This is a genomic window from Nocardia sp. No.11, assembly GCF_038752175.1.
Lineage (GTDB): Bacteria > Actinomycetota > Actinomycetes > Mycobacteriales > Mycobacteriaceae > Nocardia > Nocardia canadensis.
Genome location: NZ_JBCGFB010000044.1, coordinates 1 through 21,248, shown reverse-complemented (window position 1 = coordinate 21,248; position 21,248 = coordinate 1). Strand labels below are relative to the sequence as shown.

Sequence of the window (21,248 nt, the reverse complement as noted above, 5' to 3'; positions counted from 1 at the left end):
TCCGAGCCGCGTACCCGGCGCGCCGCCGACCGAGCTCAGGCGCAGGTCGACAGACGCGCGCCGAGGCCCGCTGACGAGGATCAGAGCTGGAGCGACGGACGCCGGCTACCGGGCCGCCGACCGGACACGCCATGGGCCGGGCCGGCGGGCGGCGGCAGGAACGCGCGGGATCAGAAGGGTTCGGCAGCGGCGCGGCGGACGACCTCGCGCGCCAGCGGGCCGTGCAGGGCGTCGACGGGGCGGCCGGGCAGCGAGTCGTCCTCGGTGTAGATCCAGCGCAGGATGTCCTCGTCGGAGTACTTGCCGTCGCGCATCACGGTGATGAGGCCGGGCAGCATCCGGACGATCTCGTCGTTGTCGTCGAAGAAGCGGGACGGAATGCCGGCGACGCCGTTGCGGCGGATCGCGAGGAGCTGGTGGTCACGCAGCAACTGGTGCACCGCGGTGACCGGGATACCGAGTATGTCGGCGGCCTCGGGGAGCGAGACGACGGTTTCGGTGTCGGGCAGCACATCGTCGCTGCAAGGGAAGGCACTCACTCGCACAACCGTAGTACGTGCGACCTCGCGCGCATCGGCTGGCATGCCATCATGACCCGGTTACGATCGTGGGGGCCGCACACGGTGGCCTGGTCGCTTGTCGCAGTGTCGCGAGGGGTGAGAAGTTTGTGAAAGCCGGAGGACATCACTTGATCGGCCAGATGCTGGAAGGGCGCTATCGCATCGATGCGCCGATCGCTCGCGGCGGGATGTCGATGGTGTTCCGGGGCACCGACACCCGGCTGGATCGCCCGGTGGCGGTCAAGGTGATGGATCCGAAGTTCGCCGGCGACCCCCAGTTCCTGACCCGCTTCGAGTTCGAGGCGCGCGCGGTGGCCAAGCTGAAGCACCCCTCCCTGGTGGCCGTCTACGACCAGGGCGTCGACGGCGAGTACCCCTTCCTGATCATGGAACTGGTCGAGGGCGGCACGCTGCGCGAACTGCTGCGCGAGCGCGGCCCGATGCCGCCGCACGCGGTGCGCGCCGTCGCCGAACCGGTCCTGCGCGCCATCGGCACCGCCCACGACGCCGGGCTCGTGCACCGCGACATCAAGCCGGAGAACGTCCTGATCTCCGACGCCGGCGAGGTGAAGATCGCCGACTTCGGCCTGGTCCGCGCCGTCGCCGCCGCCAACACCACCTCGGCCAGCGTCATCCTCGGTACCGCCGCCTACCTGGCGCCCGAGCAGGTCACCACCGGCACCGCCGACGCCCGCAGCGATGTGTACTCCTTCGGCATCCTGATCTTCGAACTGCTCACCGGCCGGGTGCCGTTCACCGGCGACAACTCGCTGTCGGTGGCGTATCAGCGGGTCGAGAACGACGTGCCGCCGCCGAGCCAGTTCATCGGCGGCGTGCCGCCGGAACTCGACGCTCTGGTCGCCAAGGCCACCTCCCGCGATCCCGAGCGCCGCTACGCCGACGCCAACGAGATGGCCGCGCAGCTGCAGATGATCGCCATGGAGCTGAATCTGCCGCCGTACCGGGTTCCGGCGCCCCGCGATTCGGCCGAGCACCTCAGCGAGAGCTACCGCACCGGCGACGCACACCACCCCGGAGACCGCCCGGTCACCCCGAATCCCGTTGTCGCGCACGCGATGCCGAACGCCCAGCCACAGCACACCAGGGTGGTCACCGCGCCTCGCCCGCGCCCCGACGACTACCAGCACGCGCACTCCCCCGCACCACAGCACAACCCGTTCGCGTCCAACGAGAATCCCTCGCGCCGCACCGGCGTGGTCTGGGCCGCGATCGTCACCGCGCTGACCCTGCTGGTCGGTATCGGCGGCTGGTGGCTGGGCGTGGGCCGCTACACAGCCGTGCCGCCGATCGCGGGCATGGACTCCGAACGCGCCGTCGCGGTGCTGCAGGAGGCCGGTTTCGAGACGGTGCTGCGCAACAAGTCCTCCGACACCATCCCGGTGGGCGGCGTGGTCGGCACCGATCCGTCGGCCGGGTCGCGGGTCACCAAGAGCTCGACCATCGCGGTGCTGATCTCCAACGGCAAGCCTCGCGTACCCGACATCAAGCCCGGCGACCAGATCAGCGCCACCAACCAGGCCATCCGCGACGCGGGCCTGCAACCGATCGACAGCGGCGAGGCCCCGAGCACCGCGCCGAAGGGCTCGCTGGCCAAGGTGGAGCCCGCGCCGGGCACCATCCTGCCGATGGGCGCCCAGGTGAAGGTGTACCGCAGCAAGGGTTCGCAGCCCGTCAACGTGCCCGATGTGCGCGGCAAGACCGCCGAGGCGGCGGCCAGGGCCCTGACCGCCGCCGGGCTGACCGTGCGCGAGACCCGCGTGCAGTACGACAAGAGCGTCGAGGGCGACAAGGCGATCGGCACCGACCCCGCCGTCGGCACCACCCTGCAGTCCGGCGACAGCGTGACGCTGATCGTGTCGAACGCGGTGAAGGTGCCCAACGTGATGGGTCAGACCGTCGGCAATGCCCGCAGCAAACTCCAGCAGCTGGGCCTGCGGGTGGAGGTCAAGTCCATCACCGACTCCGACAGCTCCCTGGTGATCGGCCAGGTCCCCGGCTTCAACTCGAACGTGGAGGCGGGCAGCGTCGTGACGCTCACCGCCCTACCTTGAAGAGATCAGGCCCCGGACAAAGACGACAAGGACAAGGACAAGCCTGGGCGCGGTCACCGCTGACCGCGCCCAGGCACACACCGCACTCCCGGCCCCGCACATCCCGACCTCGAGGAGGGATCGCCGCGCAGCGGCGGTTCTCGCGGCCGTCCCGTCGATCAGGCGCCGTTGCGAACGCGACGAAGGAGCAAGCAGCTGATCGACGGGACCACGGGGCCGCGAACCTCGAGCGCGCCAGCACTCCGAACTAGCGCAGCATCTCGGCGACCAGGAACGACAGCTCCAGCGACTGCTGGGTGTTCAGGCGCGGGTCGCACGCGGTCTCGTAGCGGTCCTCGAGGTCGAGGTCGGAGATGTCCTGCGCGCCGCCCAGGCACTCGGTGACGTTCTCGCCGGTCAGCTCGATGTGCAGGCCGCCGGGGTGGGTGCCCAACGCGTGGTGCACCTCGAAGAAGCCCTGCACCTCGTCGACGATGCGGTCGAAGTGGCGGGTCTTGAAGCCGGTGGAGGACTCGTGGGTGTTGCCGTGCATCGGGTCGCACTGCCAGATGACCTGGTGGCCGGTGGCCTGCACCTTCTCGATGATGGGCGGCAGCACGTCGCGCACCTTGCCGTTGCCCATGCGGGCGACCAGGGTGAGCCGACCGGGCTCGTTGTGCGGGTCGAGCCGCTCGACGTACTCCACGGCCTGATCGGGCGTGGTGGTCGGCCCGATCTTCAGGCCGATCGGGTTGGCCAGCAACTCGGCCAGCGCGATGTGCGCGCCGTCGAGCTGACGGGTGCGCTCGCCGATCCACAGGAAGTGCGCCGAGAGGTCGTAGAGCAGCGGCTCGCCGGTCTCGGACTCGCTCAGCCGCAGCATCGCGCGCTCGTAGTCGAGCACCAGCGCCTCGTGCGAGGCGTAGATGCGGGCCGACTTCAGGCTCGGGTCGTTGACCTGACAGGCGGTCATGAAGCGCAGGCCGCGGTCGATCTCCTCGGCCAGCGCCTCGTAGCGGGCGCCGGCGGGCGACTGGGCGACGAAGTCGCGGTTCCAGTCGTGCACCTGGTGCAGGTCGGCCATGCCCGCGGTGGTCAGCGCGCGGACCAGGTTCATCGCGGCGCTGGCGTTGGCGTAGGCGCGGACCAGGCGCGAGGGGTCGTGGCGGCGCAGCTGCTGGTCGGCGACCAGGGAGTTGACCATGTCACCACGGTAGGAGGTGAGCCCGAGCGCGTCGGTGTCCGAGGAGCGCGGCTTGGCGTACTGCCCGGCGATGCGCGCGACCTTCACCACCGGCAGGCTCGCGCCGTAGGTGAGCACGACGGCCATCTGCAGCAGGGTGCGGATGTTGCCGCGGATGTGCGGCTCGGTGTTGTCGGCGAAGGTCTCCGCGCAGTCACCGCCCTGCATGAGGAACGCCTCGCCGCGCGCGACGGCGGCGAGCTGGGTCTTGAGCTCCTCCACCTCGGCGGGCAGGCAGATCGGCGGCACGCTCTCGAGCACGGTACGCATCGTCGCGGCCTCGTCGGCGTCCCAGGACGGCTGCTGCAGCGCGGGCCGGGCCAGGGCGGCGTCGAGCCGGTGGCGCAGCTCGGCGGGCAGCGGCGGCAGTTCCGGCAGGCGGTCAATGGGTACGTCGACGGTCCAGGTCACCAGATCAGAATACGGCTTTCGCCGCCCGGCGAATATCCGGCGTACCGGCTACCCGTTCGTCGCGTCGCCGAACCATCGACATAGGGTTTCTCCCGACCCATCGTGGGTCACGGACCGCGTCGTCCTCCTCGGACGGTCACGGCCGCCCACCGGCACGAAGAGGCGATCTCCCTGCGATATTTCTACGACTCCGAATTCATCGAGGACGGCACCACGATCGATCTGATCTCGATCGGCGTCGTCTGCGAGGACGGTCGCGAGTACTACGCGGTCTCCACCGAATTCGACGCGGGACGGGCCGGTCCGTGGGTGCGCAAACATGTGCTGCCGAAGTTGCCGCCGGCGGGATCGCCGCTGTATCGCACCAGGGCGCAGATCCGCGACGACCTGTTCAAGTTCTTCCTGCCCCGCCCGAGCGTGCAGCCGGAGCTGTGGGCCTGGGTCTCGGCCTACGACCACGTCGCGCTGTGCCAGCTCTGGGGTGATATGACCGCGCTGCCCAAGGGCATGCCGCGCTACACCAACGAGCTGCGCCAGCACTGGGCCGCGCACGGCAGCCCCGAACTGCCGCCGATCCCCGACGACGCCCACGACGCGCTGGCCGACGCCCGCCACAACCTGGCCAAGTTCGAGGCGATCGAGGCCTACCGGCGCACCCCACGGCTGTAGCGACCGAGATGACGAGGAAGGCCCCGAGTCGTAGCGACTCGGGGCCTTCCTCGTGTGCGTCGGTGCGCGGTCAGTGACCGTGCGGCTCGTCACCGTTGGCGCGGGCCTGCTCCTCGGCGAGGGCCGTGAGCATCTTGTGCTCCTCGACGTGCTCGTTCTCGAAGTAGGCGTCGGACTCCGCCTTCGGGTCGGGGCGCAGGAAGCTACCCGTGCCCGGCTTGCCCGCCGAACCCAGCTTGTTCATCTTCTTGGGCACCGGGGCGCCCTGGTACTCCAGCGGGATCGCGTGGCCGTGGTCGTCGACCGGGCCCAGCGGCTGGTGCACCTCGATGTACTCACCGTGCGGCAGGCGCTTGATGACACCGGTCTCGATGCCGTGCTCTAGCACCGCGCGGTCACTGCGCTGCAGGCCGATGCAGAACCGGTAGGCCACGAAGTAGGCCAGCGGCGGCAGCAGCAGCACGCCGATACGACCGATCCAGGTGGTCGCGTTCAGCGAGATGTCGAACTTCAGCGCGATGATGTCGTTGACGCACGACAGCGTGAGCACCACGTAGAACGCGATGGCCATGGCACCGATAGCGGTACGCACCGGCACGTCGCGCGGACGCTGCAGCAGGTTGTGGTGCGCGGTGGTGTCGCCGGTGAGGCGCTTCTCGATCCACGGGTAGGCGATCAGCAGCGTGAACACCAGGCCCATGACGAGGGCGACCCAGAACACCGCCGGGATCGTGTAGCGACCCAGGTAGAGCTCCCACGGCGGCATCAGACGCGCCATGCCGTCGGTCCACATCATGTAGAAGTCGGGCTGCGAGCCCGCCGAGACCTGGGACGGGTTGTACGGACCCAGGTTCCAGATCGGGTTGATCTGCAGGATGCCGCCCATGATGCCGACGATGCCGAGGGTGAACGCGAAGAACGCGCCCTGGTCCGCGGCGAACACCGGCACGATGCGCGCGCCGACCACGTTGTTCTCGGTCCGGCCGGGGCCGGGGAACTGGGTGTGCTTCTGGTACCAGACCAGCGCGACGTGCGCGCCGATCAGCGCCAGGATGATGCCGGGCAGCAGCAGCACGTGCGCGATGTAGAGGCGCGGGATGATGATGTCGCCGGGGAAGTCACCGCCGAACATCAGCCAGTGCAGCCAGGTACCGACGACCGGGACACCGATGGTGATACCCGAGAACGCGGCGCGCAGACCGGTACCCGAGAGCAGGTCGTCGGGCAGCGAGTAGCCGAAGAAGCCCTCGAACATCGCCAGGATCAGCAGCAGCGAGCCGATCACCCAGTTCGCCTCACGCGGCTTGCGGAACGCGCCGGTGAAGAAGATGCGGAACAGGTGGATGATGATCGATGCCGCGAACAGCAGGGCCGCCCAGTGGTGGATCTGCCGGACGAACAGACCGCCGCGCACCTCGAAGGAGATGTTCAGCGCGGTCTCGTACGCCCGCGACATGCCGACGCCGCGCAGCGGCTGGTAGGCGCCGTCGTAGGTCACGTGCGCCATCGACGGGTCGAAGTACAGCGTCAGGTAGATACCCGACAGCAGCAGGATGATGAACGCGTACAGCGCGATCTCACCGAGCAGGAACGACCAGTGGGTCGGGAAGACCTTGTTGATCGACCGCTTCATGAACGCGGCGGCGCGATACCGCTCGTCCATCTCGTTGGCTTGGTTCGCCACCAGAGTGCTCATGAACGACGCTCCCAGAAGGCCGGGCCGAGCGGCTCGATGAAGTCGCCGTTGGCGACCAGGAAGCCCTCGGAGTTGACGGTGATCGGCAGCTGCGGGAGCGCGCGGGCGGCCGGACCGAAGACCGGCTTACCCCACTCGGTCGCCGAGAACTGCGACTGGTGGCAGGGGCACAGGATGCGGTTGGTCTGCTGCTCGAACAGCGAGGTGGGGCAGCCGAGGTGGGTGCAGATCTTCGAGTAGGCGAAGTAGTCGCCGTAGTTGAAGCTCTCCTGGCCCTTGCGCTTGATGGCCTTCTCCGCGTCCGCGGTGCGCAGACGGATCAGCATGACCGCGTTGCGGATGCCGCGCAGCGACTGCAGCGTCTCGTGCTCGTTGCCGCGCCACTTCTCCTTCCACGGGAAGACGGTCTCCATGGCGCCCGCGTCCAGGTCCTCCGGACGCACCAGCACGACATCCTGCGGGCGACCGGTGTCGCGGCGGATGTAGACGGTCTCGCCCGGGAAGTCCGGGGTCCAGCCCGAGACCCACAGCGGCGACTTGTCGCGCTTGGCCCACGGGTTCTTCACCATGCCGCCGACGAACACCAGCAGCGCGCCGATACCCAGCACGCCGACGCCGGCGCCCGCGGTACCGAGCATCATCTTGCGGCGACCCAGGGTGGAGGTGTCGAGCGCGTCCTGCAGCTCGGCCGCCAGGGTGCGGCGCTCGACCTCGTCGGACGGGCCGTCGTGGCGCTGCTGGATCGAGATCTCGGCGGGGATGAACCGCTTGCGGATCAGCACCACCGCGATGCCGATGACCAGCACCGAGATGCCGAAGGTCAGACCGACCAGCGGGGTGAACAGCGAGTAGGCGGCATGGCCTTCGTCGCCGTTGCCCTTCCACTCCCACGGCCAGAACAGGAAGACACCGATCAGCGCGGCGGCGGCCAGGCCGGAGATGGCGAACCAGAACGTGACCGCGCGCTCGGCGCGCTTCTCCGCGCGCGTGCCGGGGACCGGCCAGCGCTCGCCGCGGTACGCGACGTCGACGCCGTCGCGCGCGGTACCGAGCTCGACCAGCTCGTCACGCGTCATCGCGTCCAGTTCGGCTTCGGTCGGTTCCCGACCCATGTCGTTGTGCTCCTGTCCACTCATGTGCGAGATCCGATCCACATCGCGGCACCCACCACGGCGGTGATGCCGATAACCCAGATCGCCAGACCCTCGGTCGCCGGGCCGAAACCGCCGAGGTCCCAGCCGCCGGGCGACTTCTCTTCCGCGGCGTTCTTGACGTAGGCGACGATGTCGCGCTTCTCCTCCGGCGTCAGCTGCCGGTCGGAGAACTTCGGCATGTTCTGCGGGCCGGTGAGCATGGCGTCGTAGATCTGCTGCTCGTTGGCCTCGGCCAGCGGCGGGGCGAACTTGCCGCCGGACAGCGCGCCACCACGGGCGGTGAAGTTGTGGCAGGAGGCGCAGTTCATGCGGAACAGCTCCGAGCCGCGGGCGATGTCGTCGCCACGCAGCGATTCCTGCGCGATCTCGCCGTTGGCGTCGCGGATCACCGAGGGGCCACCGCCGTTGGCGGCGACGAACGCGCCGAGCGCGTCGGTCTGATGCGCGTCGAACTTCTCGGGCTTGCGCATGGCCTGGGCCTCGTTGCGCACCATCGGCATGCGGCCGGAGGACACCTGGAAGTAGACGGCGGCTTCGCCGACGCCGATCAGGCTGGGGCCACGATCCTCGACACCCTGCAGGTTCGCGCCGTGGCAGGTGATGCACGAGGTCTCGTAGAGCTGCTTGCCCTCGCGGATCAGCGCGGACTGGTCCTCGTGCGCGGTGGCGACCTGAGGCGCGGGGGTGAGTGCCGCGGCGAGGAAGCCGGCTCCGACCAGACCAACCAGCAACGCGAGGCCACCCGCGATACGACGGCGAACGCGACGCTGCTTACGCGCCTTGGTGGCCTGACCGTGGTCAGGGCCGGCGGGCTCGGGGGCCGACGGGGGAGATGAACTCATCTGTGTCCCTTTGGAGTAGACGGAACCGACTTGTGCAAATGCTGTGCGCCCGCGCGCTAGCGGACGAAGTAGATCGTGGCGAACAGCCCGATCCAGACGATGTCGACGAAGTGCCAGTAGTAGGACACCACGATGGCGGCGGTGGCCTGGGCGGGCGTGAACTTGCTCAGCGTGGTGCGGATCAGCAGGAACACGAACGCGATCAGACCGCCGATCACGTGCAGACCGTGGAAGCCGGTGGTGATGTAGAAGACCGAGCCGTACGAGCTGCCGGAGATCGAGGTCCCCTCCTCCACCAGGTGGTAGTACTCGTAGCCCTGGCCGGCGACGAAGAACGCGCCCATCAGCAGGGTGATCATGTACCAGCGACGGAGGCCGAACACGTCGCCCTTCTCCGCGGCGAACACACCCATCTGGCATGTGAACGACGATGCGACCAGCACGGCCGTCACCGGAACGGCGAGCTTCATGTTCAGCTCGGTCGGCTCCGGGGGCCAGTTGCCGTGCGCCTGCGCGCGCGCAACGAAGTACATGGCGAAGAGGCCGGCGAAGAACATCAGCTCGCTCGACAGCCAGATGATGGTTCCGACGCTGACCATGTTGGGCCGGTTCAGCGAATGCACACGCTGAGTAATGGCCGATCCTGGGGTGCCTACTGCGGTCGTCACGGGGTAAGTATGACTCTTCGTAGTACGACAGCTGTACCCGGGTACGAAAGTTTGTCGCGGGAGTCGGAAAACCCACGCACAGAGGGGGTCTACGACCTCCGTCGGCGTGTTGGCGACGATCACGTGACGACCCATTGTGACAGCGTTGGATGTGGATAACCTGAGACGAGGAGGCGGCGATGGTCGTGGTGCGGATGTGGCGGCGGTTGTTCGGCGGGCAGGGCGAGTCGCTCGACCCCGCGCGGACCGATCTCGTCGTGGTCGCGGCGAGTTTCGACGACGCCGAAGCCTGCTCGGCGGCGCTGGACCGGGCCTCCGAGCTCGACCGGGACGCCGACGCGGTCCTGCGCCACCACCTGCGCCTGCCCGCGGACCGGATCGACGAGGCCGCCGAGATCGCCGGTTACGACGGCTACGCGCGGGCCGAGGCCGTGGACACCACCGCGGGCGAGCTGGTGCCGGTCGTGTTGCAGCGGGTGCAGCGCCTCGATCCGCTGACCTGTTCGCAGGAGCGATCGCGGATGGCCGGGCTCGCGCAGCGCCACGACGGCGTCGCCGACGGCTGGGACGCGCTGCAACCGCCGCGTCCCGCGCCGTAAACTCAGCCAACGGCGCAATAGGCTTGCGCTACCCCGCCGCGCCCGATCAGAGTTGCGCGATGGCGATGTCGAACGGAGATGCGGAGCAGATGAGCGTGCGCAGCTGGCCCCAGGTGCTCGGAACCCTCGCCGACGGCGGCGACCTGGCCGCGGACGACACGACCTGGGTGATCGACGAGATCTTCACCGACAATGCCACCGCCGCCCAGATCGCGGCTTTCGGCGTCGCCATGAAGATCAAGGGCCCCACCCCCACCGAACTGGCGGGGATGGTCGCGGGCATGCTCGGGCACGCCCGCCTGGTGCACGTCGACGGCGACGCGGTCGACATCGTCGGCACCGGCGGTGACCGCTCCGGGTCGGTCAACATCTCCACCATGTCCTCGGTGGTCGTGGCGGCCGCCGGGGTGCCGGTGGTCAAGCACGGCAACCGGGCCGCGTCGTCCAAGGCGGGCGGCGCCGACGTGCTCGAGGCGCTGGGCGTGAAGCTGGCGCTGGGCCCGGAGTCGGTGGCGCGGTCGGTGCGCGAGGCCGGGATCGGCTTCTGTTTCGCGCCGCTGTTCCACTCGGGGCTGCGTTTCGCTGGTCCGGCGCGCAAGGAGATCGGCATCCCGACCGTGTTCAACGTGCTCGGCCCGCTCACCAACCCCGCGCAGCCGCGCGCAGGCCTGATCGGCTGCGCCTTCGCCGACCTGGCGCCGGTCATCGCCGGGGTGTTCGCCGAGCGTGGCGCGAGTGCGCTGGTGGTGCGCGGACGCGACGGACTCGACGAGATCACGACCTCCGACGTCACCGACGTGTGGGTGGTCAGCGGCGGGCGGATCCGGCAGACCGTGCTCGATCCGACCCGCCTCGGCATCCCTCGGGTGGACCTGGACGCGCTGCGCGGCGGTGACGCCGTGGCCAACGCGGGGATCGCGCGCGAGATGTTCGCCGGCGCGCCGGGCGCGGTGCGCGACGCGGTGCTGCTCAACTCGGCGGCCGCGATCGTCGCCTACGACCTCTCGCGCGGCGCGGGCGACGTCGACCTGGATCTGGACGCCGCCCTGACCGGCGGGCTCGAGCGCGCCGCCGCCGCGGTGGACAGCGGCGCGGCGGCGAAGCTGTTGCAGAGCTGGGCCGAGCTCACCCAGGTCCTCGACGAGTCCTGAACGCGCGAAAGCCTCACTCCCCCAGCGAGAATCCGGCTTCCACGTCGGCGCTCGAGTACGACTTGAAGGCGATGTGGGTGGTGGTGCGCACTACGCCGGGGACCTTGTCGATGCCGCTGGTGACGACCTCGGCGATGCGCTCGTGATCGCGCACCCGCACGATCGCGATCAGATCGACGTCACCGGCGCAGGAGTACACCTCGGCGACTCCGGCGGTGTCGGCGAGAGCCTGCGCGGTCTCGGGGATACGAGAGTTCTCGGCCTGGATCAGCACGATCGCGGTAATCATGGGATCAGCCTAGAACTTCGGGCCGCTCGGTGGCCGCTTTGAACCGGCGCATCAGCTCCAGGCTCTTCACCCCGGGCGCCGATTCCACCGAACTGGACACGTCGACGCCGTACGGGCGGTGCCGGGCGATGGTCTCGGCGACATTGCCGGCATCGAGCCCGCCGGCCAGCACCACCTTGCCGGGCAGCGCGCGCACCCAGTCCGGGAACTCCTCGAAGATCCCGGAGCCCGCGCTGGCGTCGTAGAAGAAGTACTCGCTGGTCTGCTCGGGCGCGGGCGGCGTGGACGAGCAGAACGCGAGGTTGGGCAGGTCGGCCCACTGATAGAGCTGGACGACGTCGAAGGCGTCGGCCACCTCGGTGACCTCGGCGGCCGCCAGGGCCACGACGAAGGTGGTGATCCGGCCGCGCGCGTAGTCGGCGAGGGCACGGGCCTGCGCGGGCGTGCGGTACCGCTTGCTCTTGGGCGTGGCCATGACGCCGATCGCGGAGTAGCCGAGCTCGACGGCCCAGTCGATCTGTTCCTCGGTGGTCAGACCGCACACCTTCACGAACATTCGCGCCTTCGCCCTCTCTCCCGCCGTCACCGGGGCGTGACAGGCGGTTCCATGATCCTCCGGGCCCGCGGTCACCGTTCGGCCAGGTACTGCTCCCCCGGGCCGACCGTGGTGGCGGCGGTGCGGGCCAGCTGGGCCCAGCCTTTCCAGCGGGCCGCGCCGTGCAGGGGTTCGCGATAGCCCTCGCTGGTGCGGACGATGCGGACGCCGGGCTTGGCCAGCCAGCGGGCGATGACGCCGACCTCCTCGGGAGGGGCGCCGCGCAACGGGGGAATGTCGTCGTCGGGCGGGGTCGCGCAGGCGAACAGGGCATCGTGGGCGGACGGGGCGTCCATGCCGGGCGCGGCGGTGGCCGAACGGATGCGGCCGGTGGTCGCCGCGTCGCCCAGGTCCGGGAGGACGGTCTCGGCGGCCGCGACGATCTGGTCGACGACCGCCATGGGCGGGGTGCCGCGCCGGGCGGTGCCCGCGGCGGCGAGGCGGCCGTAGCGGATCACCGAGAACTCCCAGCCGCCCGCGCCGTCGGGCAGGGCGACGATCAGTTCCGCGAGCCGGGCCAGCGCGGCGAGACGCTGGGTGCGGTGCAGCATGGTGACGACGGCGGCGGCGCGGTCGCGCAGGCGGGCGGCGGCCTCGAAATGCTCAGCGGTGGAGTGGGTTTCGATGCGGTCGAGCATGGCGCGCAGCAGCGCGTCCGAGCGACCCGCGAGCAGGTCGCGCACCGCGTCCACGGCCGGGGCGTAGCCGGTGGCGTCCAGGTCGACCTCGGGGCGTGCGGCCGGGCAACCGCCGACGACGGCGGGCGGGCAGGTGTGTCGCGCCGCGCGGGTGAGCCGGGTGGCGCAGGTCCGCAGGCCGGCGAACTCGGCGATCGTCGCCGCCACATCGACGGCATCGGCGCGGGAACCGAACGGCCCCAATGCCGTTCGCGTGGGTGTGCGCACCGTGGTGAGCCGGGGGAAGGCTTCGTCGCTGAGGGTGAGCCACCAGCCGCGCCGGGGGAATTTCGAGCGGCGGTTGTAGGGCGGCGCGTGCGCGGCCAGCAGGCGCAACTCCCGCACCCCCGCTTCCAGACCGTGCGCGCACACCACATGGTCGACCCGGATCGCCAGGGCCACCATCTCTTTCATCCGGCCGCGGGTCTCCGAACCGGTGAAGTAGGTGCGGACACGGCGGCGCAGGTTGACAGCCGTCCCTATATAGAGGACTTCGTCGGACGGCCCACGGAACAGGTAGACACCGGGCGCGGTCGGCAGATCACCGGCGAAAACGCGCTTGGCGCGCTGGGTTCCGGTCACCCCGGGCAGATAGTCGAGCAGCTCGGTCAGGCTGTGCACGCCCTGGTTGCCGACCCGGCCGATCAGGGCGTGCAGCACGTCGACGGTAGCGCGGGCGTCGTCGAGGGCGCGATGCGTCGGTGTGGTCGAGGCGCCCAGGATCTGGGCGAGCACGCCGAGCCGGGCCGAGGGCGCCTCGTCGCGGGTCAGCACCCGCCGGGCGAGCTTGACCGTGCACAGCACCTGCGGATTCGGCCAGGCGATGTCCTGCCGGGCGGCGGCGGCCTTGAGGAAGGCGGTGTCGAAACGGGCGTTGTGCGCCACCAGGACCGCGCCGGCGGCGAACTCGAGGAAACCCGGCAGCACCGCCTCGATCCGCGGCGCCTCGTACACCATCGCCGTGGTGATCCCGGTGATCTGCACGATCGCGGGCGGGATCGCGAATCCCGGATTCACCAGAGTCGCGAACTCCCCCAGCACTTCTCCCCCGCGTACCTTCACCGCCCCGATCTCGGTGATGGAGTCCCCGTCCGGGCTGGTCCCGGTCGTTTCCAGGTCGACGACGACGAAGGTGGTGTCGTAGAGCGGTGTGTCGAGTTCGTCGAACGCCAGCTGACGCGCGGCGGCCGGGAGCGGAACGGGATCGGGCACGGCGAGCAGCGTAGGACGGGGGTACGACACGCTCGCCGTCGCCGAACCCGGTTCCGCGCCGGCCCTCGCGCGCCGCACGGGAACCGGTTCGCCGGGCGCCGCCGAGAAGCCCGCGCCCGGCCATTCGCCGCGAGACTTTCGTTCCGATGCGAACAAAATGACCTTGATCAGACCCGAATGAGACCGGGCTCACAGTTTGCCGAACATCACATGACCGGGCCGAATTTCATCGGGTAAGACCGATTACCGATCGGCGGCCGCCGGAGCGGGCGGCGCGCCGCCCGCGGGCACGCTTGGTCGACCGACCGGTTCGAGGGTCGACGCGCGGAGGCGACCTGGGGGTTCACCCCTAGTGGTAGACCAATAGGCCGTGAACAAGCCGTCCACGACGCGCCGGGCGGCAGTCCGGAAGCCGCCCGAAGTCGACCTGGCGTTATCGTTTCGTGATTGGTGTGACGCAGCTCGCACACAAAGTTCGGGCAGATCTCCCGAATTGCCTTTCGGACCGATGTCCGACTTTACAAACCACCGTGATGTCTTCGTAACCTTTTCGAGACCTCACGGAGTCCCCACGGCCACGAACGGTTCAACGGGATGAAGCCCGCCGCGTCATACGGACCCGGCGTCGTGGGGCAGATTGGAAGTACCCGCATCATGGCGACCAACACCGTCAAGCGTCAGGCGCAGCGAGCCGTTGCCGCCGGAGCCGTCGGCGCTGCCACCATCGGCGCGTTCCTCCTGCCGGCCGCTCCCGCGTCGGCGACGCCGGTCACTGTCCCCGGTATCGGCACCTTCGAGGTGCCCAACGAGATCCCGCTGCCGCAGGGCATCCCCGGCATCGAGACCCCCTCGGTCCCGCAGGCCTTCACCGCGCCGCGCGCCACCGCCGCCGACATCGCCCTCGATGCCGCGCTGAGCAAGGTCGGCTCCCCCTACGTCTACGGCGCCGCCGGCCCGGACGCCTTCGACTGCTCGGGCCTGGTCCAGTGGGCCTACCGGCAGGCCGGCATGGAGCTGCCGCGCACCAGCGGCGCCCAGCTCGGCGCAGGCACCCCGGTCTCCCTCGACAGCCTGCAGCCCGGCGACCTCGTGTCGTTCTACGGCGGCGGCCACTCGGGTCTGTACGCGGGCGACGGCAACGTCGTGCACGCCTCGACCTCGGGCACCCCGGTCCAACTGGCGCCGATCTCCTCGATGCCGTTCGCGGGCGCTCGCCGCTTCTGATCGACGGGTACGGTGCGTCGTTCGCGGGGAAGGGCGCACCGTGACCCCTCCGTGGCCTACTGGACACGGGCATACGCGGTTCCGTAACCTGATCGAGACCTTCTCGCCGGACGAGAGGATCCGGTTCGGGTAAGGCGCTGCATCGGCGGACATCGAGAGAACGGGGCACGGCGCACTGTGACTGACCACCACCGGAACCCACGCGTTGCGCGGGGCATCGCCGGAGCCATGTCCGCCGCGATCCTGGTGTGCGCCACCTACGCCGCGGGCCCCGCCCTCGCCGACCCGATCGCCCTGCCGACCACCGCCGGTGACGCCATCGCCCGGATGATCGACCTCTCCCGGCAGGCCGAGGTGCTCAACCAGGCCTCGCTCGACGCGCAGTCCGATCTCGACGCCAAATGGGCCGTGCAGCGCGAGGCCGACGACAAGCTGGCCGCCAGCACCGCCGTCGCCGACGCCGCCCGCGCCGAGGTCCGCAAGTTCCAGCCGATGATCGATCGCACCGCGATCGCCACCTACACCGGCGCCCGCACCGATCGCATGTTCGCGGTGCTGTCGAGCAATTCACCGCAGCAGCTGCTGGACAAGATGTCCACGCTGGACGTGCTCGCGCAGCAGACCGCCGACAGCGTGCGCCAGTTCAAGAAGGCCGCCGACGCGGCCACCGCCGCCGAATCGGTGACCCGCGCGGCCGCCGACACCGCCCGCGCCGCGACCGCGGCCGCCGAGGCCGTGCGCGCCGACGTCGACCGCAAGCGCCACGATCTCAGCCTGGCCACCACCCAGGTCGTCGAGGCCTGGGGCGCNGGCCACCGCCGCCGAATCGGTGACCCGCGCGGCCGCCGACACCGCCCGCGCCGCGACCGCGGCCGCCGAGGCCGTGCGCGCCGACGTCGACCGCAAGCGCCACGATCTCAGCCTGGCCACCACCCAGGTCGTCGAGGCCTGGGGCGCGCTCTCGGCCAAGGACAAGTCGACCCTGGCCGGTTCCCCCTTCCCGCCCGGCTTCGACCGCGACTCCCTGCTGCAGGGCCTGGTCCCCGGCAGCGGCACCAGCGCGCTGGCCGCCGCCCTGACCCGCATCGGCGACCCGTATGTCTGGGGCGCCACCGGTCCCGACCAGTTCGACTGCTCCGGGCTCGTGCAGTGGGCCTTCAAGCAGGTGGGCAAGAACGTCCCGCGCACCAGCTCCCAGCAGGCGAACTTCGGCACCCCGGTGGCCAAGGACGACCTGCAGCCCGGCGACGTCGTGCTGTTCTATCCCGAGATCTCCCACGTCGGGATCTACGCGGGCAACGGCATGATGGTGCACGCCTCCACCTTCGGTGTCCCGGTGGCCGTCGCGCCGATCAACACCACCCCCTTCCACTCGGCCCGGCGATACTGAGCCGGCGGTGACCGATCCGTCCCGCCGTACCTCCGGCCTACGATCCTGGTTCTCGGCCAACGGCCGCCTCGAATTCGCGCTCACGCTCGCCTCGGTCACGCTGTTGACCGGGGCGTGCGTCGCACTGATCCTGGTGCCGCGCAACGCCGGTCCGCTACAGCTGGCCACCGACGAGGCCGAGGTACTCGACACCACCGAGGGCATCGACGACCCCCGGCTGACCCCGGTCCGCCGCGAGCTGCAGCCGTTCGGGCCGATCCTGGTGCGCCGGGTCGCCGCGGGCGACGAGGCCGACGCGCTCGTGGTCGCCCACTCCGGCCACCGCACCGACGTCGACGTCCTCGAGCAGGAACTCGCCCCGGCGATCGCCGACGTGAGCACCACCTGGGGCACCGACTGGAATCGCGCACCGGTGATCGTCGTCGCGGGCACGCCCACCGAGTTCACCGCGCTCACCAGGGCGGCGGGCGCCTCGACCGGTGCCGATGTGGCCGCGGTGTCGCTCACCGGCTCCTACGCGCCCGGCACCCGGCCGACCGATCAGCGGATCGTGTTCAATCCCGACGCCCGCCGCCGCGTCGGCGACGAGGGCATGGCGACGCTGCTGCGCCACGAACTGACCCACATCGCGACCAGGGCGGCCACCGCCGACGGCGCGCCGCTGTGGCTGGTCGAGGGCTACGCCGAGTACGTCGCCCAGCGCACGAGTGCCAGCACCTTCTCCCAGATCGCCCCCACGCTGACCACCCGGCTGCGCGCGGGCGCCCTGCCCACCGATCTGATCGGTGACGCCGACTTCACCGGCACCGACGCCCCCTACGCCTACGAATCGGCCTGGAGTGCCTGCGCCTTCCTCGCCGACCGCTACGGCCCGGCCGCCCTCACCACGCTGTACAAGCGGCTCGCGACCGGCCCGCAGTCCGCCGCGGCCCAGGACGCCGCCTTCGCCGCCGTACTCGGCACCTCGCGCACCGACCTGCTCGACGGCTGGCGCGCCTGGTTACGGGGCCGCGCCGTCTGACCACCCGTCGCCCGACCACCACCCCTCATCGAGTCACTCCGTGACACTCACCTATTAGGTTGTTCACTTATGGCCCGAACTCTGCTGGTTACCAACGATTTCCCGCCTCGGCCGGGCGGCATCCAGTCCTATCTGCACGCGCTGGCCGAGCAGCTGCCGCCCGACGACCTGGTCGTCTACGCGCCGCGCTGGCGTGGTGACAGCCACGAGAAGTTCGACGCCGCGCAGAAGTTCCGCGTCGTTCGCCATCCGACGACCCTCATGCTGCCGACGCCGGGGGTGATCAAGCGCGCGGGCAAGCTGCTGCGCGAACACGACTGCGACACCGTGTGGTTCGGCGCGGCCGCGCCGCTGGCGGCGATGGCGCCGATGCTGCGCCGCGCGGGTGCCGAGCGCATCCTGGCCAGCACCCACGGCCACGAGGTGGGCTGGTCGATGCTGCCGGGCGCGCGGCAGGTGCTGCGCTCGATCGGCGAGAACACCGACGTCGTCACCTATGTCAGCAAGTACACCCGGGGCCGGTTCGCCTCGGCGTTCGGTCCGCGCGCCGCGCTCGAGTACCTGCCGCCGGGCGTCGATCCGGCCGAGTTCCGGCCCGACCCGGGCGCGCGCGCCGAACTGCGCGCTCGCTACGGCCTCGGTGACCGGCCGACGGTGCTGTGTCTGTCGCGCCTGGTCCCGCGCAAGGGCCAGGACATGCTGATCGTGGCGATGAGCGAGATCCGTGAACGCGTCGACGGGGCGGTCCTGGTGATCGCGGGCGGTGGCCCCTACGAGATCCGGCTGCGGGGGCTGGCCGAGGCGCTCGGGGTCTCCGACTCCGTGGTGTTCACCGGTCGGGTGCCCTCGGGCGAGCTCGCCGCCCACCACACCATCGCCGACGTGTTCGCGATGCCGTGCCGCACCCGCGGCGCGGGCCTGGATGTCGAAGGCCTCGGCATCGTCTACCTGGAGGCCTCGGCCACCGGGGTGCCGGTGGTGGCGGGCAGTTCCGGCGGCGCGCCCGAGACCGTGCGGGAGGGCGAGACCGGGCTGGTCGTGCACGGCCGCTCCGCCGAGCAGATCAGCGACGCCCTCGTCGAACTGCTCACCGACCGCGACAAGGCGGCCGCCATGGGCGCCGCCGGGCGCGCGTGGGTGGAACAGAACTGGCATTGGGACCGTCAGGGCGCCCGGCTGCGGGAGCTGCTGCGGTGACACCCCGGCCGCGTCCGGTGTGGCGTCCACTACGCTCAGCGAGGTGAGCAGTATCCAGGTCGCAGATCAGACCTTTCTCGCGGCGCCGCCCGCCGCGATCGCCGACGTGCTGAGCGCCACGAACAACTGGCGTCGCTGGTGGCCCGATCTCCGTCTCGACGTGCGGGAGGATCGCGGCGACAAGGGCATCCGCTGGACGGTGGCGGGCCCGCTGGACGGGACCATGGAAGTGTGGCTGGAGGCCGTCCCCGAGGGCGCCATCCTGCACTACTTCCTGCACGCCGAGCCCACCGCCGCCAAGCCGCTGACCCCGCGCGCGCTGGCCGCGGCGAATCGGGCCCGCCGGGTGGCGGGCAAGCACATGTCGTTCGAATTGAAGGCTCGACTCGAGGCAGGCCGACCCGCCGGCGTCGCGCCCGCGGTCGCCGCGGCGTCCTGACGCCACCGGCACCGACTGCTCGTCCCGCACGAAAGGAACCGTTGTCCGCCATGGCCGACCGGACCCAGAGATCGATCGTCATCGAGGCGCCGTCGCAGCAGGTGATGGCCGTCATCGCGGACCTGGAGTCCTATCCGGAATGGGTCGCGGCCGCGCAGTCGGTCGAGGTGCTCGACACCGACGCCGCCGGGCGGGCGGCGACCGCCCGGTTCGTGCTCGACGCCGGCGTCGTCAAGGACACCTACGTGCTGGCCTACACCTGGCGCGCCGACGGCCACGCGGTGAGCTGGCGGCTGCTCAGCGGTGACCTGCAGAAGGCCCAGGACGGCAGCTACGAACTGCGCGAACGGCCCGACGGCAGCACCGAGGTGGTCTACGAGCTGACCGTCGACTTGAACATCCCGATGATCGGCATGTTCAAGCGGAAGGCCGAGAAGGTGATCACCGATACGGCCTTGAAGGAACTGAAGAAGCGGGTCGAGGGCTGAGCGCCCCGGGCGGTACCCGCGTCGAACTGTTCGTCGGCAAGGGCGGTGTCGGCAAGACGACGCTGGCCTGCGCGACGGCCATGGCCCACGCCCGCGCCGGACAGCGGGTGCTGATCGCCTCGCTCGACCAGGCGCATTCGCTCGGCGACGCGCTCGGCTTCCGTTTCCCGCACGATCCGGGCACCGTCGCCGGGGTGGCCAGGGTCGCGCCCGGGCTCGAGGTGATCGAGATCGATTCCCTCGCCCTGCTCGAGGACCGGTTCCGCGATGTGGTGCGGATGCTGGCCAAGGGCGGCGGCCACGATCACGGCGTCGACTTGACCGCGATCGACCCGGCCGAACTGACCGGCCTGCCCGGCGTGCAGGAACTGCTGATGCTGGTGGAGATCGCCCAGTACACCGAGGAGGACGACTGGGACGTCATCGTCGTCGACTGCCCGCCCTCGGCCGACATGCTGCGCCTGGTCACCGCGCCGGACACCCTGCTCACCTATCTGGAACGGCTCTGGCCGCGCCACGAACGCACGATGAGCGCGATCGGCCCCGATCTGCGCAAAGCGGTGCTGGCGGCCACGGTCGAACGGATCGTCGCCGCGGTCACCGGGGTTCGCGACCTGCTCGCCGACCGCACCCGCACCAGCGCCCGGCTGATCACCGGTCCCGAGCAGGTAGCCGTCGCCGAGTCCCGGCGCGTGCGTTCGGCGGCCGCGCTGCTCGGTCTGCGGCTGGACGCGGTGGTGGTGAACAAGGTGCTGCCGCAGGTGCCGCCGCCCGGCGAGAACGCCCATCCGGCCGTGCACTGGTATCTCAACCGTCGCGCCGAGCAGCTCGAGGTGGTGGCGCGGCTGCACGAGCAGATCACCGATGTCCCGATCCTGATCGCCCAGCACGCGGGCGCCGAGCCGGCGGGTCTGAGTTCGCTCTCGGCGTTCTCCTACGCGGTCGACACGCTGCCCGGCCCGCACGCTCAGAGCGCGCGATCGGGCGAACCGATGGTTCGATGGGAGTCGGGCTCCGGTGTCGACTCCGTGTACGCGATGCGGATGCGGCTGCCGGTAGTCGATCCCGGCACCTTGCGGCTGGGCCGAGTGGAGGACGATCTGATCGTGGGAGCCGACGGGGTGCGCACGCGCGTACGGCTCGCGCCGGTGCTGCAACGCTGCACGGTGGCGGGCGCCGAGCTCGACGACGGTCATCTGGTGGTCCGCTTCCGGCCCGATCCGCAGGTCTGGCCCGCCGATCCGAACTACACGAAGGCCACCGCAGATGAGTAGTGACGCCCAGTCCGACCGCCGCGGCCACCACCCCGACGGCTTCGCCGAGTTCACCGAGGAGCTGCGGCTGCTGGCCGAAGTGCTGCTGGCCAGAGTCGAACCGGTGCTGCGCCGCACCGCCGCCGACGGGCAGGCCGATCTCGGCGGCTGCGCCTGGTGCCCGGTCTGCGCGGCCGCGGCGCTGGTGCGCGGCGAACACCACGACGTGGTCGCCGCCCTCGCCGAGCACGGCACCTCGATGGTGACGGTGCTGCGCGAGGCGCTCGCCGGTGTCCCCGTGGAGCCGGTCCTGCCGCCGGAGTGGGCCGAACACGCTGCCGGACACCATGATTCGCACGACCCCGCGTGGCCGCACCAGCACGGCGCCACCGACGCCCGGCCGGCCCCCGACGCCGACG

22 protein-coding genes are annotated in these 21,248 nt (G+C 70.5%); 12 read left to right on the top strand and 10 right to left on the bottom strand.

The window, feature by feature from the left end; all coding sequences use genetic code 11:
• Positions 1-170: 170 nt before the first annotated feature.
• Positions 171-539 carry an Rv2175c family DNA-binding protein gene (locus tag V8688_RS15950; RefSeq protein ID WP_218717256.1) on the bottom strand — a complete coding sequence of 123 codons (369 nt, stop codon included), beginning with the start codon at positions 537-539 and terminating at the stop codon, positions 171-173.
• 161 nt (positions 540-700) lie between these two features.
• Between V8688_RS15950 and pknB the strand changes: the two genes are divergently transcribed.
• The gene (pknB, locus tag V8688_RS15945) at positions 701-2,632 is read left to right on the top strand and encodes a Stk1 family PASTA domain-containing Ser/Thr kinase (RefSeq protein WP_342801139.1); all 1,932 of its coding nucleotides are present in this window, start codon (positions 701-703) and stop codon (positions 2,630-2,632) included.
• Positions 2,633-2,879: 247 nt separating this feature from the next.
• Here the strand turns inward: pknB and V8688_RS15940 are convergent, their stop codons facing one another.
• On the bottom strand, positions 2,880-4,265 hold the full coding sequence (locus tag V8688_RS15940) for a 3-deoxy-7-phosphoheptulonate synthase class II (RefSeq protein WP_218717258.1): 1,386 nt from the start codon (positions 4,263-4,265) through the stop codon (positions 2,880-2,882).
• A 171-nt stretch (positions 4,266-4,436) separates the two neighbouring features.
• Here V8688_RS15940 and V8688_RS15935 point away from each other — a divergent pair, with 171 nt between their 5' ends.
• The gene (locus V8688_RS15935) at positions 4,437-4,934 is read left to right on the top strand and encodes a polyadenylate-specific 3'-exoribonuclease AS (RefSeq protein ID WP_218717274.1); all 498 of its coding nucleotides are present in this window, start codon (positions 4,437-4,439) and stop codon (positions 4,932-4,934) included.
• 70 nt (positions 4,935-5,004) lie between these two features.
• On the opposite strand, the gene V8688_RS15930 is transcribed toward V8688_RS15935, so the two are convergent.
• The 4 genes from V8688_RS15930 to V8688_RS15915 are packed head-to-tail and all read right to left on the bottom strand — an operon-like array spanning position 5,005 to position 9,294.
• Positions 5,005-6,630 (bottom strand): cytochrome bc complex cytochrome b subunit, encoded by a 1,626-nt coding sequence (locus tag V8688_RS15930; protein WP_218717259.1) that lies wholly within the window; start codon positions 6,628-6,630, stop codon positions 5,005-5,007.
• Complete coding sequence (locus tag V8688_RS15925) at positions 6,627-7,766, bottom strand: ubiquinol-cytochrome c reductase iron-sulfur subunit (protein ID WP_255587357.1); 1,140 nt, start codon at positions 7,764-7,766, stop codon at positions 6,627-6,629. Before V8688_RS15925 ends, V8688_RS15930 begins: the two co-directional genes overlap by 4 nt.
• Positions 7,763-8,626 (bottom strand): cytochrome c, encoded by an 864-nt coding sequence (locus tag V8688_RS15920; RefSeq protein ID WP_218717260.1) that lies wholly within the window; start codon positions 8,624-8,626, stop codon positions 7,763-7,765. The genes V8688_RS15925 and V8688_RS15920 overlap by 4 nt, the downstream gene beginning before the upstream one ends.
• Positions 8,627-8,682: 56 nt before the next feature.
• On the bottom strand, positions 8,683-9,294 hold the full coding sequence (locus tag V8688_RS15915; RefSeq protein ID WP_218717261.1) for a heme-copper oxidase subunit III: 612 nt from the start codon (positions 9,292-9,294) through the stop codon (positions 8,683-8,685).
• 179 nt (positions 9,295-9,473) lie between these two features.
• Here V8688_RS15915 and V8688_RS15910 point away from each other — a divergent pair, with 179 nt between their 5' ends.
• On the top strand, positions 9,474-9,893 hold the full coding sequence (locus tag V8688_RS15910) for a hypothetical protein (protein WP_316573308.1): 420 nt from the start codon (positions 9,474-9,476) through the stop codon (positions 9,891-9,893).
• A gap of 89 nt (positions 9,894-9,982) precedes the next feature.
• The gene (gene trpD, locus V8688_RS15905) at positions 9,983-11,044 is read left to right on the top strand and encodes an anthranilate phosphoribosyltransferase (RefSeq protein WP_218717276.1); all 1,062 of its coding nucleotides are present in this window, start codon (positions 9,983-9,985) and stop codon (positions 11,042-11,044) included.
• Positions 11,045-11,057: 13 nt separating this feature from the next.
• On the opposite strand, the gene V8688_RS15900 is transcribed toward trpD, so the two are convergent.
• The 3 genes from V8688_RS15900 to V8688_RS15890 form a co-directional block, all read right to left on the bottom strand.
• The gene (locus V8688_RS15900; protein ID WP_218717263.1) at positions 11,058-11,333 is read right to left on the bottom strand and encodes an Lrp/AsnC ligand binding domain-containing protein; all 276 of its coding nucleotides are present in this window, start codon (positions 11,331-11,333) and stop codon (positions 11,058-11,060) included.
• A 4-nt stretch (positions 11,334-11,337) separates the two neighbouring features.
• Positions 11,338-11,889 carry a hypothetical protein gene (locus V8688_RS15895; RefSeq protein WP_218717264.1) on the bottom strand — a complete coding sequence of 184 codons (552 nt, stop codon included), beginning with the start codon at positions 11,887-11,889 and terminating at the stop codon, positions 11,338-11,340.
• Positions 11,890-11,960: 71 nt separating this feature from the next.
• Complete coding sequence (locus V8688_RS15890; protein ID WP_342801129.1) at positions 11,961-13,817, bottom strand: DEDD exonuclease domain-containing protein; 1,857 nt, start codon at positions 13,815-13,817, stop codon at positions 11,961-11,963.
• Between the two features lie 654 nt (positions 13,818-14,471).
• Between V8688_RS15890 and V8688_RS15885 the strand changes: the two genes are divergently transcribed.
• A complete protein-coding gene (locus tag V8688_RS15885; RefSeq protein WP_218717266.1) occupies positions 14,472-15,041 on the top strand; it encodes a C40 family peptidase in 570 nt (189 codons plus the stop codon).
• 567 nt (positions 15,042-15,608) lie between these two features.
• On the opposite strand, the gene V8688_RS15880 is transcribed toward V8688_RS15885, so the two are convergent.
• Positions 15,609-15,806, bottom strand: coding sequence for a hypothetical protein (locus V8688_RS15880; protein ID WP_342801128.1), 198 nt, complete (start codon positions 15,804-15,806; stop codon positions 15,609-15,611).
• A 64-nt stretch (positions 15,807-15,870) separates the two neighbouring features.
• On the opposite strand from V8688_RS15880, the gene V8688_RS15875 reads away from it, so the two are divergent.
• The 7 genes from V8688_RS15875 to V8688_RS15845 all read left to right on the top strand — a co-directional run.
• Complete coding sequence (locus V8688_RS15875; RefSeq protein ID WP_342801127.1) at positions 15,871-16,431, top strand: NlpC/P60 family protein; 561 nt, start codon at positions 15,871-15,873, stop codon at positions 16,429-16,431.
• Positions 16,432-16,438: 7 nt separating this feature from the next.
• The gene (locus V8688_RS15870) at positions 16,439-17,452 is read left to right on the top strand and encodes a hypothetical protein (protein ID WP_342801126.1); all 1,014 of its coding nucleotides are present in this window, start codon (positions 16,439-16,441) and stop codon (positions 17,450-17,452) included.
• A gap of 69 nt (positions 17,453-17,521) precedes the next feature.
• Positions 17,522-18,649, top strand: coding sequence for a glycosyltransferase family 4 protein (locus tag V8688_RS15865; protein WP_316573305.1), 1,128 nt, complete (start codon positions 17,522-17,524; stop codon positions 18,647-18,649).
• 43 nt (positions 18,650-18,692) lie between these two features.
• Positions 18,693-19,088, top strand: a complete 396-nt coding sequence (locus V8688_RS15860) for a polyketide cyclase / dehydrase and lipid transport (protein WP_218717270.1) — start codon at positions 18,693-18,695, stop codon at positions 19,086-19,088.
• Between the two features lie 50 nt (positions 19,089-19,138).
• Positions 19,139-19,576, top strand: a complete 438-nt coding sequence (locus tag V8688_RS15855) for an SRPBCC family protein (RefSeq protein WP_218717271.1) — start codon at positions 19,139-19,141, stop codon at positions 19,574-19,576.
• A complete protein-coding gene (locus V8688_RS15850; RefSeq protein WP_342801138.1) occupies positions 19,573-20,850 on the top strand; it encodes an ArsA family ATPase in 1,278 nt (425 codons plus the stop codon). The genes V8688_RS15855 and V8688_RS15850 overlap by 4 nt, the downstream gene beginning before the upstream one ends.
• Positions 20,843-21,248 (top strand): hypothetical protein (locus V8688_RS15845; protein WP_342801125.1); only part of this gene is annotated, 406 nt, incomplete at its 3' end. The genes V8688_RS15850 and V8688_RS15845, both read left to right, overlap by 8 nt.